At 59.0% G+C, this 13,133-nt stretch carries 12 protein-coding genes; 6 read left to right on the top strand and 6 right to left on the bottom strand.

Translation table 11 applies throughout. The features are described from left to right. Positions 1-98 precede the first annotated feature (98 nt). Positions 99-1,457 (top strand): glutathione-disulfide reductase, encoded by a 1,359-nt coding sequence (gene gorA / locus C4J93_RS14095; RefSeq protein WP_124429679.1) that lies wholly within the window; start codon positions 99-101, stop codon positions 1,455-1,457. Here the strand turns inward: gorA and C4J93_RS14090 are convergent, their stop codons facing one another. After that, a complete protein-coding gene (locus tag C4J93_RS14090) occupies positions 1,458-2,465 on the bottom strand; it encodes a DNA-binding protein (protein ID WP_124429678.1) in 1,008 nt (335 codons plus the stop codon). Between the two features lie 171 nt (positions 2,466-2,636). Between C4J93_RS14090 and C4J93_RS14085 the strand changes: the two genes are divergently transcribed. From C4J93_RS14085 to ahpF, 3 genes are all read left to right on the top strand, one after another. Next, positions 2,637-3,569, top strand: coding sequence for a site-specific integrase (locus C4J93_RS14085; protein WP_124429677.1), 933 nt, complete (start codon positions 2,637-2,639; stop codon positions 3,567-3,569). Positions 3,570-3,702: 133 nt separating this feature from the next. After that, on the top strand, positions 3,703-4,266 hold the full coding sequence (ahpC, locus tag C4J93_RS14080; protein WP_003191303.1) for an alkyl hydroperoxide reductase subunit C: 564 nt from the start codon (positions 3,703-3,705) through the stop codon (positions 4,264-4,266). A gap of 123 nt (positions 4,267-4,389) precedes the next feature. Then, complete coding sequence (gene ahpF, locus C4J93_RS14075; RefSeq protein ID WP_124429676.1) at positions 4,390-5,955, top strand: alkyl hydroperoxide reductase subunit F; 1,566 nt, start codon at positions 4,390-4,392, stop codon at positions 5,953-5,955. Positions 5,956-6,004: 49 nt separating this feature from the next. Here the strand turns inward: ahpF and gloA are convergent, their stop codons facing one another. Further along, positions 6,005-6,526: a lactoylglutathione lyase gene (gene gloA / locus C4J93_RS14070; RefSeq protein ID WP_124362964.1), complete on the bottom strand. Its 522-nt coding sequence runs from the start codon at positions 6,524-6,526 to the stop codon at positions 6,005-6,007. Between the two features lie 178 nt (positions 6,527-6,704). On the opposite strand from gloA, the gene C4J93_RS14065 reads away from it, so the two are divergent. After that, the gene (locus tag C4J93_RS14065) at positions 6,705-7,241 is read left to right on the top strand and encodes a DUF4946 domain-containing protein (RefSeq protein WP_124372430.1); all 537 of its coding nucleotides are present in this window, start codon (positions 6,705-6,707) and stop codon (positions 7,239-7,241) included. 100 nt (positions 7,242-7,341) lie between these two features. On the opposite strand, the gene C4J93_RS14060 is transcribed toward C4J93_RS14065, so the two are convergent. Beyond that, entirely contained in the window at positions 7,342-7,707 is a 366-nt protein-coding gene (locus C4J93_RS14060; RefSeq protein ID WP_124370792.1) for a histone-like nucleoid-structuring protein, MvaT/MvaU family, read from the bottom strand. 192 nt (positions 7,708-7,899) lie between these two features. Beyond that, complete coding sequence (locus tag C4J93_RS14055; RefSeq protein WP_124429675.1) at positions 7,900-9,441, bottom strand: EAL domain-containing protein; 1,542 nt, start codon at positions 9,439-9,441, stop codon at positions 7,900-7,902. Between the two features lie 376 nt (positions 9,442-9,817). Between C4J93_RS14055 and hppD the strand changes: the two genes are divergently transcribed. Beyond that, positions 9,818-10,894 (top strand): 4-hydroxyphenylpyruvate dioxygenase, encoded by a 1,077-nt coding sequence (gene hppD / locus C4J93_RS14050; protein ID WP_124370790.1) that lies wholly within the window; start codon positions 9,818-9,820, stop codon positions 10,892-10,894. 131 nt (positions 10,895-11,025) lie between these two features. Here hppD and rarD read toward each other — a convergent pair whose 3' ends face one another. Together rarD and C4J93_RS14040 are read right to left on the bottom strand one after the other, a co-directional pair. Then, positions 11,026-11,907 carry an EamA family transporter RarD gene (rarD, locus tag C4J93_RS14045; protein ID WP_124429674.1) on the bottom strand — a complete coding sequence of 294 codons (882 nt, stop codon included), beginning with the start codon at positions 11,905-11,907 and terminating at the stop codon, positions 11,026-11,028. Positions 11,908-12,043: 136 nt separating this feature from the next. Further along, positions 12,044-13,057, bottom strand: a complete 1,014-nt coding sequence (locus tag C4J93_RS14040) for an aldo/keto reductase (protein WP_124429673.1) — start codon at positions 13,055-13,057, stop codon at positions 12,044-12,046. Positions 13,058-13,133 lie beyond the last annotated feature (76 nt).

Here is a 13,133-nt window from a genome sequence, read left to right as displayed (position 1 = left end):
CAGCCAACCGGTTTCAAGAGAAAGCCACCTCCGGGTGGCTTTTTCGTTTTTCAGCCCCATGTAAGTCGGTATGCTGGTGGCCTGCCGAGGAGAATGAAATGGCCTACGATTTTGACCTGTATGTAATTGGCGCCGGTTCCGGCGGTGTTCGCGCGGCGCGCTTTGCCGCCGGCTTTGGCGCCAAGGTGGCCGTGGCGGAAAGCCGCTACCTGGGCGGTACCTGTGTGAATGTCGGCTGCGTGCCAAAGAAGTTGTTGGTGTACGGCGCGCACTTTGCCGAAGACTTCGAACAGGCCAGCGGTTTTGGCTGGTCGTTGGGTGAGGCGAACTTTGACTGGGCGACCCTGATCGCCAACAAAGATCGCGAGATCAACCGTCTCAACGGCATCTATCGCAATTTGCTGGTCAACAGCGGTGTAACCCTGCACGAAGGGCATGCGCGCCTGGTTGATCCCCATCAGGTGGAAATAAACGGCGAGCGCTTCAGCGCCAAACATATCCTGATCGCCACCGGCGGCTGGCCGCAGATCCCTGAGATTCCAGGGCGTGAGCACGCCATCGGTTCTAACGAAGCATTCTTCCTGAAAGAACTGCCAAAGCGTGTACTGGTGGTGGGCGGTGGTTATATCGCCGTTGAGTTCGCAGGCATTTTCCATGGCTTGGGCGCACGGACCTCGTTGCTGTACCGCGGCGACCTGTTCCTGCGCGGGTTCGATGGCGCGGTGCGCAAGCATTTGCAGGAAGAGCTGACCAAGCGCGGCCTCGACCTGCAATTCAATGCCGATATCGAGCGCATCGACAAGCAAGCCGATGGCAGTCTCAAGGCCGCCTTGAAAGACGGTCGCGTGCTGGAAGCCGATTGCGTGTTCTACGCCACCGGCCGCCGGCCGATGCTGGACAACCTGGGCCTGGAGAACACCGGTGTCACACTCGATGAGCGTGGCTTTGTCAGCGTGGACGAGCTGTATCAGACCGCCGAGCCGTCGATCCTGGCCATCGGTGATGTGATCGGCCGCGTGCAGTTGACCCCGGTGGCCCTGGCCGAAGGCATGGCGGTGGCGCGTCGCCTGTTCAAGCCCGAGCAATACCGCGCGGTGGATTACGCAATGATCCCGACGGCCGTGTTCAGCCTGCCGAACATCGGTACGGTGGGCCTCACGGAAGAAGAGGCGAAGAAGAACGGCCACAAGGTGCAGATCTTCGAAAGCCGTTTCCGGCCCATGAAGCTGACCCTGACGGACTGCCAGGAAAAGACCCTGATGAAGCTGGTGGTCGATGCCGACACCGACAAAGTGCTGGGCTGCCACATGGTCGGGCCCGATGCCGGCGAAATCGTCCAGGGCCTGGCGATCGCGCTCAAGGCCGGCGCGACCAAACAGCATTTCGACGAGACCATTGGCGTGCATCCGACGGCGGCGGAAGAGTTCGTCACCATGCGCACGCCTGTGGCGGGCTGATCAGGTCTCGGGCGTTGCCTCTGGCGTCGTTGCAACGACGGCGGCCAGGCGCAACGCTTCAATGCTGGCCTGGGCCTTGATCAGGTCCAGTTCCAGCGCCTTGTTGGCCTGTTGATGTTCAGTCAGCGCGTCCTTTCGTGACTGGCTTTCCAGCAGCGCAACCCGCAAGCGCTCCTGAAGCAGCGTGCGCTCGCTGTCGACCTGGCTGATCTTCTCGTTCAACTCGATGCGCAAGCCTTGGTCTTTGCGCACCTGCTCCTGCAGTGCGCTCAGCTCCTTGGCAGTCACCCGATGCTCGATCAACAAGCGCTCGTTGTCTCGATGCAACTGGGTGATTTCATCCTGACGCGCCAGTGCACTCTGCTGGGCCTGGCGCAGTTCGGCCTGTACCTGCTGCAACTGGCCTTCATGGCGACGCTGCTCCTGCTCACGCTGCTCCTTGACGGCATTGCGGTAGTGCTCAAGGGCATCGCGGGCGTGGAGGTGCTTGTCTTCCAGGGAGCGAATCTGCTCGTCCCTGTCCTTGATCCTCAGTTCGTAATCGCTGCACGCCTGGCTTAGCCCGGCGTTACGCGTTTGCTCGGCTTGCAGGCTGGTGCTGGCGGTGTGCAGGGCGGCGCTTTCCTCGACGAGGGCGGCGGCCTGGATGTCGAACTGCTGTTGCAACTGGTGATGGGACTCCTGCAGGGCTTCAAGCTGAGTGAGGAGGGCGCTTTTCTGCTGTTCGAACTGCGCAAGGGCGAGGTCGATGGGTTCCTGAGCCTTCTCCTTCAGGCGCTGTGCGAGGCGTGCCACCAATTCACCCAGCTCATCGTCGATAGGCGCTTCGGTGATGATTTGCCGGGTTTCGCTTTCGTCCAGCTCCTTTAAATAGCGATGGATCGTGGTTTTCGAGCCGGTATTGCCCATCTCGATGCGTAGAGCATCGATGCTGGGGTTTTCACCGCGGGCGAGGATTGCCAGGCGTGCCGTTTGAACTACTGCTTTGTTTATGCCGCCGCGTGCCATGGGGTCTCCGTCGATTTCGTACTGTGGTACATGATATGTATATACATACTGTATCACGACCGAAATATTCTTTAAATTCATTATTTAACAGATGGGATATTGGCGTATTATCCCGTGTCATTAGCGTTTCTAACGTCGATCCAGGCGTTCGCAGTACGAATGGGCCCTGCCATGAGTGATCTCGACCGTTACCTCAATGCCGCTACCCGCGATAACACCCGCCGTAGTTACCGCGCGGCCATCGAGCATTTCGAAGTCAGTTGGGGTGGGTTCCTGCCGGCCACCAGCGACAGCGTGGCGCGCTATCTGGTGGCGCATGCGGGCGTGCTGGCTGTGAACACCTTGAAGTTGCGGCTCTCGGCCTTGGCGCAGTGGCATACCAGCCAGGGGTTTGCCGACCCGACCAAAGCGCCGGTGGTGCGCAAGGTGCTCAAGGGCATCCGCGCCGTGCACCCGGCGCAGGAGCGGCAAGCGCAGCCATTGCAGCTCACGCATCTGGAGCAGGTGGTTGCATCGCTTGAAAAAGAGGCCAGACAAGCCGCTGAAAACCAGGATCAGCCCGGCTTGCTGCGTGCCAAACGCGACACGGCGCTGATCCTGTTGGGGTTCTGGCGCGGCTTTCGCAGCGATGAGTTGTGTCGCTTGAGCATCGAGCATGTCCAGGCAGTGCCTGGGGCCGGCATCAGCCTGTACTTGCCGCGCAGCAAAAGTGACCGCGATAACCTCGGCAAGACCTACCACACCCCCGCGCTGTTGCGCTTATGCCCGGTGCAGGCCTATAGCGAATGGCTCAGTGCCTCGGCACTGGTGCGTGGCCCGGTGTTTCGCGGGATTGATCGCTGGGGCAACCTGGGGGAGGAGGGGCTGCACCCCAATAGCGTGATCCCTTTATTGCGTCAGGCCCTGGAGCGCGCAGGCATCCCCGCCGAGCAGTACACCAGTCACTCCCTGCGACGCGGCTTCGCTACCTGGGCCCATCGCAGCGGCTGGGATTTGAAGTCATTGATGAGTTACGTCGGCTGGAGCGACATGAAATCGGCCATGCGCTATGTTGAAGCGACGCCCTTTCTCGGCATGACCCTGGCGACTAAACCACTGCTATGAGATTTCTTCTATTAATACAGCTGCCTGATAGGGAAAACCAATCGTCAGCATCAGGTTTGCCAATGAGCCATCGTCGGCCGGAGTGGGTAGGATTCACCTCATCAACTTCTTAACCCCTGACGGAGAGTCAACGATGCCTATCATCAACAGCCAAGTAAAACCGTTTAAAGCCACCGCTTTCAAAAACGGCAGCTTCGTCGATGTGACCGACGCTGACCTGAAAGGCAAGTGGTCCGTAGTGTTCTTCTACCCAGCCGACTTCACCTTCGTTTGCCCGACTGAACTGGAAGACCTGGCTGACAACTACGCCGAATTCCAGAAACTGGGCGTCGAAATCTACAGCGTGTCCACCGACACCCACTTTGCCCACGCTGCCTGGCACAACACCTCCCCAGCCATCGGCAAGATCCAGTACACCATGATCGGCGACCCAACCCTGACCATCTCCCGCAACTTCGACGTGCTGATCGAAGAAGCTGGCCTGGCAGACCGCGGTACCTTCGTGATCAATCCGGAAGGCCAGATCAAGATCGTTGAACTGAACGACGGCGGTGTTGGCCGTGACGCTTCCGAGCTGCTGCGCAAGATCAAGGCTGCTCAGTATGTCGCTGCCCACCCAGGCGAAGTGTGCCCAGCCAAGTGGAAAGAAGGCGAGGCCACCCTGGCTCCGTCCCTGGACCTGGTCGGCAAGATCTAAGTCTGTGAAGTCCCAAGGGCGGGTATCCGCACCTACCCAGTAAGCTGCAACCGCCCTCAAAAACGCCCGGGCGAGATTCGCTCGGGCGTTTTTTTATACCCAGAATTAAAGGAAATCGCCCGTATGTTGGACGCCAATCTTAAAGCTCAGTTGAAATCTTACCTGGAGCGGGTCACTCAGCCGATCGAGATCGTCGCCTCCCTCGACGACGGTGCGAAATCCCAGGAAATGCTCGCTCTTTTGCAGGACGTAGCCAGCCTCTCTACGCTGATTACCCTGAACACTGATGGCAACGATGCGCGCAAGCCGTCGTTCTCCATCAACCGCCCGGGTGCCGATATCAGCCTGCGTTTCGCCGGCATCCCCATGGGCCATGAATTTACTTCACTGGTGTTGGCCCTGCTGCAAGTCGGTGGCCACCCGTCGAAGGCCAGTGTCGAAGTGATCGAACAGATCCGCGCGCTGAAAGGCGAGTTCAGCTTCGAGACGTACTTCTCGCTGTCGTGCCAGAACTGCCCGGACGTGGTCCAGGCGCTGAACCTGATGGCCGTGCTTAATCCCAATATCCGCCACGTGGCCATCGACGGCGCGCTGTTCCAGGCCGAAGTGGATGAGCGTCAGATCATGGCAGTGCCCAGTGTCTACCTCAACGGTGTGAACTTCGGCCAGGGCCGCATGGGCCTGGAAGAAATTCTCGCCAAGCTCGACACCAGCGGCATCGAAAAAGCGGCTGAGAAAATCAGTGCCAAGGATGCTTTTGATGTACTGGTCGTCGGCGGTGGCCCGGCGGGCTCATCGGCCGCGATCTACGCTGCACGCAAAGGCATCCGTACCGGCGTGGCCGCCGAGCGTTTTGGTGGCCAGGTGCTGGACACCATGTCCATCGAGAACTTTATCTCGGTCCAGGAAACCGAAGGCCCGAAGCTGGCCAGCGCCCTGGAAGCCCACGTGCGTCAGTACGACGTCGACATCATGAACCTGCAGCGTGCCAGCAGCCTGGTACCTGCGAAGAATGCCGGTGAGTTGCACGAAATTCGCTTCGAAAGCGGCGCGACGCTCAAGTCCAAGACGGTGATCCTGGCCACCGGTGCGCGCTGGCGGGAAATGGGTGTGCCGGGCGAGCAGGAATACAAAGCCAAAGGCGTGTGCTTCTGCCCGCACTGCGATGGCCCGCTGTTCAAGGGCAAGCGCGTGGCAGTGATCGGTGGCGGTAACTCCGGCGTCGAAGCGGCCATCGACCTGGCCGGCATCGTCAGCCACGTCACGTTGCTCGAGTTCGACAACAAGCTGCGCGCTGACGCTGTGTTGCAGCGCAAGCTGCACAGCCTGCCCAACGTTGATGTGATCACTAGCGCGTTGACCAGTGAAGTCAAAGGCGATGGCCAGAAAGTCACCGGTCTTGCCTACAAGGACCGCGACAGCGGCGAGTTCAAGACCATCGACCTGGAAGGCATTTTCGTGCAGATCGGTTTGCTGCCTAACACCGACTGGCTCAAAGGCACCGTGGAACTGACGCCACGCGGCGAGATCATCGTCGATGCGCGTGGCGAGACCTCATTGCCGGGCGTATTCGCCGCCGGTGATGTGACGACTGTACCGTATAAGCAGATCGTCATCGCGGTAGGTGAGGGCGCCAAGGCTTCCCTTAGCGCGTTCGACCATCTGATCCGCACGTCCGCGCCGGCGTAAAAACAGCGCGCAAATAAAAAACCCCATGAGCGATCATGGGGTTTTTGTTTTACAGCGGTGCTGGCTGAATGATCTCAACCCAGTAAGCGTCCGGGTCCTTGATGAAGGCCAGGCTTTTCATGCGGCCATCGCTCAGGCGCTTCTGGAAATCGCAGCCCAGGGCCTCGAAGCGTTCGCATGCCGCAACGATATCCGGCACCGAGATGCAAATATGGCCAAAGCCACGCGGGTCGGTGTTGCCGTTGTGGTAGGCGAAGTCGGCGTCGTTTTCGGTGCCGTGGTTGTGGGTCAGTTCCAGAATGCCTGGGATCGACTTCATCCACTGGGTGCGCTCGGCAGCGTCAGCCGGGATCTGTGCCTTGTCCACCAGGGCCAGGAAATACAGGCTGAATTCGGCTTCCGGGAAATCGCGTTTTTCAACCAGGGAAAACCCCAGGACGCGGGTGTAGAAATCCAGCGACTTGGTGATGTCCTTGACCCGCAACATGGTGTGGTTGAACACGAAGTTCGTGGTGGCGGTATCAGGTTGGGCGGTGACGCCGGGAAAGGTGTTCAGTTCGTGCAGGCTCATGGGCCCTCCAGAAAAAATGGGGCAAAGCGGTCCCTTGGCTTGCGGCAAGCATCCGTGCAGCCGAGCCATGATACGCAAGGCCTGCCGATCGCGCCAAATGAAAAAGCTCACGCGGCCCTTGCGAGGGGCGGGGCTCGGGCCGCAAACTTTGGTGCTGGAACCTTGGATGCTTTTGGCAATGATCGAGTTTCGTAAACCGTTATTGGCTACGTTGTGCTTAGTGTTGGGCAGCCCGTTCGTACTGGCGGCCGAGCCGGAAATTCATTGGCCCAGCGGCTGGCAGGTCGAGGAAGTTGAACCCGACGGCAACGCAGCCGGGAGGACCCAGGCCGTGTCGCGACAGCGCGCGATCAAAAATGATGAAAATGGCAAGACCTTGATGGTGATGGAGTTGACCGGTACGCCGATCGAGGCTGGGCATAATGTCAATCTTCAAGGCGTTTTGCTGGAAATGCGTAAATCTATCCAGAAAGATTTTGCCCAGGGCGGTTATCAAAGCGTGTGCACCAAAATGCACCCCGCTACATTGAGTCGTCTTGAGGCGCTGGAAACTACCTGTGTGATTACCGAGAACGGTCGACATGTGCTGTCGCAAACACTAGTGGGGGCAGTGGATGCCGATAAAGCCTACGTATTTTCATATGCGGGCCAGGCGCAAGCGTACGAGGCCAGCAAAGATGAGGTCAGTTCGGTGCGTGATAGCCTCAAACTTTGAATGGTTCTAGGCGAACGAATGTGAACTTAAGTTAGTTTCGTTTGTGAACCTATAAACGAAAAGCCCCGCGTAAGCGGGGCTTTCTGTTAGTGCATGTTAATCAACCGCGAAGCCAAGAGTCTACAGTGGCTGCGCCGTGCTCTTCTTTCCAGGCTTTAAGGCCGCGGTGGTTGCCGCCTTTGGTCTCGATCAGCTCGCCGGTATGCGGGTTCTGGTAAACCTTGACCACACGTGCGCGGCGCTGTTTCGGCGCACGAACGGCTGCTGCAGCCGATTTGCCCGGGTTTGGATCAAGGATGGCGATCACATCGCGCAGGCTCTTGTCATAACTGCTCATCAGCTTTTTAAGTTTTTCTTCGAATTCGATTTCTTTCTTCAGCCCGGCGTCGTTCTTCAGCGATTCCAGCTGGGCGAGCTGCTCTTGAAGGGCTTTTTCTGCTGCGCGAAATTCGGCGAGTCTGGACAAAATCTGTACTCCAATAGTGTAGTTAGCTGATAGCTACTGCGAAGAAAGCCTTAAGCCAAGAGGATTAAGCTAACTCAACGAAAACACCTGCATGAGTGTATCGCCGGCACGAAAAATTGTAGTGGTTAATCCACTTCGAGTAAATCACGTCTTTGTCTAAATAAGATTGTTTCATCTAAAGTCGATGGCTGTTCAATGGCGGGTCAACGCCTTAATGAATTCATCGCAGGGTACCGGACGGCCGAACAGGTAACCTTGCAAAAGGTCCACGCCTTTTGCAATGAGGTAATCACACTGTTGCGCGGTTTCCACACCCTCAGCCACGATACCCAAGTCGAGCTTGGCGGACAGTTCTATGATGCTGTCGAGAATATGCCGGGAGAGCGCATCCGCTCCGATCATGGCGACGAAGCTTTGATCGATCTTCAAGTAATCCACATTGAAGTTGCGCAAGTAGCCCAGGCTGGAATGCCCGGTGCCGAAGTCGTCGATTGCGATCATCACACCCAACTGGTGCAGAGCGTCGAACAAGCGGCGCGTGATGTCGGTGGGTTCGATCAGCTCACGCTCGGTCAATTCCAGGACCAGGGTGACCTGGCCGGGCGGGAAGGCTGCGAGGAATTCCCGGCAATCGTCCACCAGATCCAGGTCCAGGCAATGGCGTGCGGTGATGTTCACGCCGATATGGAAGCCCGGGCTGAAGTGCTCGGCATGCGGCGCCAACTGCGCTGCGGTCTGGCGGAGCAGGGCGCGGGTCATGGGCACGATCAGTCCGCAGTGTTCAGCCAGGGGGATAAACAGGTCTGGCCGTACCAGGCCCTCTTTAGGGTGCTTCCAGCGCATCAGCACTTCGCAGCCGGCCCATTGGCGAGTGTCGCCGCGCACCACCGGCTGGAAATAGGGAATGAACTCGTTGGCGCCCAGGGCCCGTTGCAACTCGTGGGTAGGCGCCGAAGAGCGCTTCTGCAGCCAATGGGCCAGGATGCCGGCCAGCACGCCAAAAAACACCACCAGACTGAACACTGCCGGGTAGCGCGCCTGCATATAACGCCACACCTCACCCTCGGGCATGCCCACGTCAACGCTGTAGGGATAACGGTTGGAGGCCAAGAAGTGCTGGGCTACGGCAAACGCAGGCGGTGTGCTGGTATGGACCTTACCGTCGGCGCCCAGCCAATGAGGGCCGACCTTCAGCACCAGGAAGGCGTAGCGGCTGATCAGGCGCAGGGCATTGGTGAGGTGGTAGCCGTCAATCGAGGCGAACGCGGCTCGATCTCCGTCGACCAACCGGTAAACCAGCAGCGCGGTATCCGGCGTGACGGGGTTGCCGTTCATCAACCACAAACTGCCGTCAACGTAGTCATCCGGGTTGACCGGCGACTCATAACCGCTGCCAAACAATGAACTGCAATAAATGTTTCGCTGCCAGGACAGGGTGGTGGCACGCACGAACGGCCGACGAGTGACCTGCTCACGCAGTGCCAGCTTCGCCGCCTTATCACACGGCAAGCCGGCCAGTGGTAGCAGCACTTGGGCGGCGGCGGCGGTGTTGTCGAGCATCAAGTCGAACTGGCGCACGGCTTCCTGCGCCGTTTGAGCGGTGCTTTGCTCAAGCGTGCGCTCGGCCTGCCAATAAAGAATCACCACCCCAAGGAGAACGGGAAGCAGGCCGCAGACTGCGCTGAACGAATAGCGGGCGACTCGGCTTCGTGGGCCTTGGGAGGTCAGGGGCATAGAGGGGCAGCCATGCAGAAAAGGGGAGACTATGCCGATGATAGATGGCATTGCCACGCGGTGCTCGGCAAAACGTAACGCCTTATCTGCGCAATAAACTCCTTGCGCACAGCAAGGCAATGGAGATTTGATAAGAGTACGGACAAACACTGTTACGCTGTGTAGAATCGATTTACGCATACAAGAATATGGACTTGCGCTCACGCAAGCCTCGCCGTCAGAGACTGATGACACCATGAAGCAACTCGGTTCGCCCCTCATCTTTGGTGACTTCCTCGCCCGCAGCGTGCGAGGCCTTTCCTGTGCGCCACCCGCTGACCTCATCCTTGCCCGCAAATAACTATTTGTTTACCCCAAGCATGATGAGGCACCGAACATGACCGACCAATACGAAAACCCGATGGGCCTGATGGGCTTTGAGTTCATTGAATTCGCCTCGCCGACCCCGGGCACCCTGGAGCCGATCTTCGAGATCATGGGCTTCACCAAGGTTGCAACCCACCGTTCCAAGAACGTGCACCTGTTCCGTCAGGGCGAGATCAACCTGATCCTCAATAATGAGCCTAACAGCCTTGCCTCGTACTTCGCCGCCGAGCATGGGCCGTCGGTGTGCGGCATGGCGTTTCGCGTTAAGAACTCGCAGGAAGCCTACAAGCGCGCCCTGGAACTCGGGGCCCAGCCGATTCATATCGACACCGGCCCGATGGAATTGAACCTGCCAGCGATCAAAGGCATCGGCGGGGCGCCGCTGTACCTGATCGACCGTTTTGGCGAAGGCAGCTCGATCTATGACATCGACTTCGTCTACCTCGAAGGCGTAGACCGTAACCCTCAGGGCGCCGGCCTGAAGGTCATTGATCACCTGACCCACAACGTCTACCGCGGCCGCATGGCTTACTGGGCCAACTTCTACGAGAAGCTGTTCAACTTCCGTGAAGCGCGCTACTTCGATATCAAGGGCGAATACACCGGCCTGACCTCCAAGGCCATGAGCGCGCCGGATGGCATGATCCGCATCCCGTTGAACGAAGAGTCCTCCAAGGGCGCCGGCCAGATCGAAGAGTTCCTGATGCAGTTCAACGGCGAGGGCATCCAGCACGTGGCGTTCCTCACCGACGACCTGGTCAAGACCTGGGACGCGCTGAAGAAGATCGGCATGCGCTTCATGACCGCGCCGCCGGACACCTACTACGAGATGCTCGAAGGCCGCCTGCCGAACCACGGCGAACCGGTGGACCAACTGCAGGCGCGCGGCATTTTGCTCGATGGCTCCTCGATCGAGGGCGACAAGCGCCTGCTGCTGCAGATCTTCTCGGAAACCCTGATGGGCCCGGTGTTCTTCGAATTCATTCAGCGTAAAGGCGACGATGGCTTCGGCGAGGGCAACTTCAAGGCGTTGTTCGAGTCCATCGAGCGTGATCAGGTACGTCGCGGTGTGTTGACCGCTGACTAAGCAATAATCCCTGACACAACAGCGATCAAATGTGGGAGGGGGCTTGCCCCCGATGGCGGTGGCTCAGTCACATATGCGCTGACTGACACTGCCTTATCGGGGGCAAGCCCCCTCCCACATTTTTGACCGAGTCAAGCCTTGCGCTGACGCACCAAGTGCTTGAATCCTTCATACACCAGCACCATCACCGCCAGCCAGATCGGGATATAAGTCAGCCATTGCCCGCCCTTGATGCCTTCACCCAGCAGTAGCGCGACTGCCAGCAACAACACCGGCTCCACATAACTGAGCAGGCCGAACAGGCTAAAGGCCAGCAAACGGCTGGCGATGATATAGCTCACCAGCGCCGAAGCACTGATCACGCCCAGCATGGGAATCAACGCGTAGAGCTTGGGCTGTGCATCCAGTACCGCAAAGCCCTGTTCGCCGCTTTGCACGAACCACCAGGCCACCGGTAGCATCAACGCCATGTCCAGCCACAGGCCGCCCAGATGGTCGGTGGTCAGGTATTTACGCACCACGAAATACACGGGGTAACCGATGATCACTACCAGGGTCGCCCAGGAAAAACCGCCGGCCTGGTACAGCTCGTTGAGCACACCCAATGCGGCAAATACCACGGCGATCTGCTGCAAGCGCGATAACTGTTCGCCGTAGACCAGGCGCCCGGTCAACACCATGGTCAGCGGCAACAGGAAATAACCCACCGACACATCCAGGCTGCGGCCATTAAGCGGTGCCCACATGAACAGCCATAACTGCACGCCGAGCAACGCGGACGACACCAGCACGCCGCCGATCAAGCGCGGCCTGGCCGCCAGCAGACGCAGTAACTCCCACACCCGCCGCCATTCGCCGCTGACTACCATAAATATGGTCATGCAGGGCACGGTCAGCAACATGCGCCAACCGAAAATTTCCAGGCCACTCAACGGTGTGAGCAGGGACGTGAAGTAATACATCACGGCGAACAACACCGAGGCCAATACCGATAACGCAACACCTTTAGACACGCTGTCCTCGCGAAAGCCGATTCAGATCCAATTCCAGCAGAGGATTATGGTGCTTTTAGCGTTAAAGCGCTGCGCTGTTTTGGAGCGGGCTTGCGTGAACTTTCGTGTAACCCGCGGTTTGAGCGCGTTCCAGTGGTCAGCGAGACTGCGTCACTCGGCCCGACACGAAATGCCCTACGTCATTGAACCCCGGCGTGGACGAATGCCCCGGCGTCACCAGTGAGTCGACAAACGCCTCATCCTGCGCCGTGATCTCTACCGCCAATGCCCCGGTATATGCATCCCACTGCGCCTCGGTGCGCGGGCCGACAATCGCTGAACTCACAGCCGTGTTGTTCAGCACCCAGGCGATCGCGAACTCAACCATGCCCACGCCACGGCCCTGGGTGTATTGCTGGATTTGCTGGGCGATGCGCAGCGATTCCACGCGCCATTCGGTTTCCAGGATGCGTTTGTCCTGGCGTGCCGCGCGGCTGCCCGGTTCAGGCGCCAGGTCGGGGGCGTATTTGCCGCTGAGCACGCCACGCGCCAACGGGCTGTAGGGCACCACGCCCAGTCCATAGGCAGCCGCGGCGGTGATTTGCTCGACCTCGGCCTGGCGATTGACGATGTTGTACAACGGCTGGCTGATGATGGGCCTGTCAACGCCCAGGCGTTCGGCCACGCGGATGACCTCGGCGATACGCCAGCCGCGGTAGTTGGATAACCCCCAGTAGCGCACTTTGCCCTGGCGAATCAGGTCGCCGATCGCCGATACCGTGACTTCCAGCGGCGTGTCGTGATCCTCGCGGTGCAGGTAGTAGATGTCCAGGTAATCGGTGTCCAAGCGCGCCAGGCTCGCCTCCAGTGCATTGAACAGGCGTTTGCGGCTCAGCCCATTGCGGTTGGGCATACCATCCGCCGGGCCGAAACCGACCTTCGACGCCACCACCCAGTCCTGGCGGTTGCGCGCGATGGCCTCGCCGACGATCTCCTCGGAGCGCCCGCCAGTGTAGACGTCGGCGGTGTCGATAAAGTTGATGCCTTGATCCCAGGCCTTGTCGATGATGCGCAACGAGTCTTCGGTGCTGGTCTGTTCGCCAAACATCATGGTGCCCAGTGTCAGTGCGCTGACCTTCAACCCGGACTGGCCCAACGTGCGGTAAATCATGCAAAGCTCCTCATGGCAGGCAAACGTGGGTAATGCAATACCAGACACCAACGCTCTGGAACAAGCCCTGTGTGTG

It is taken from the genome of Pseudomonas sp. R2-37-08W, from assembly GCF_003851705.1.
GTDB lineage: Bacteria > Pseudomonadota > Gammaproteobacteria > Pseudomonadales > Pseudomonadaceae > Aquipseudomonas.
This window is presented reverse-complemented; position numbering and strand designations above follow the sequence as displayed.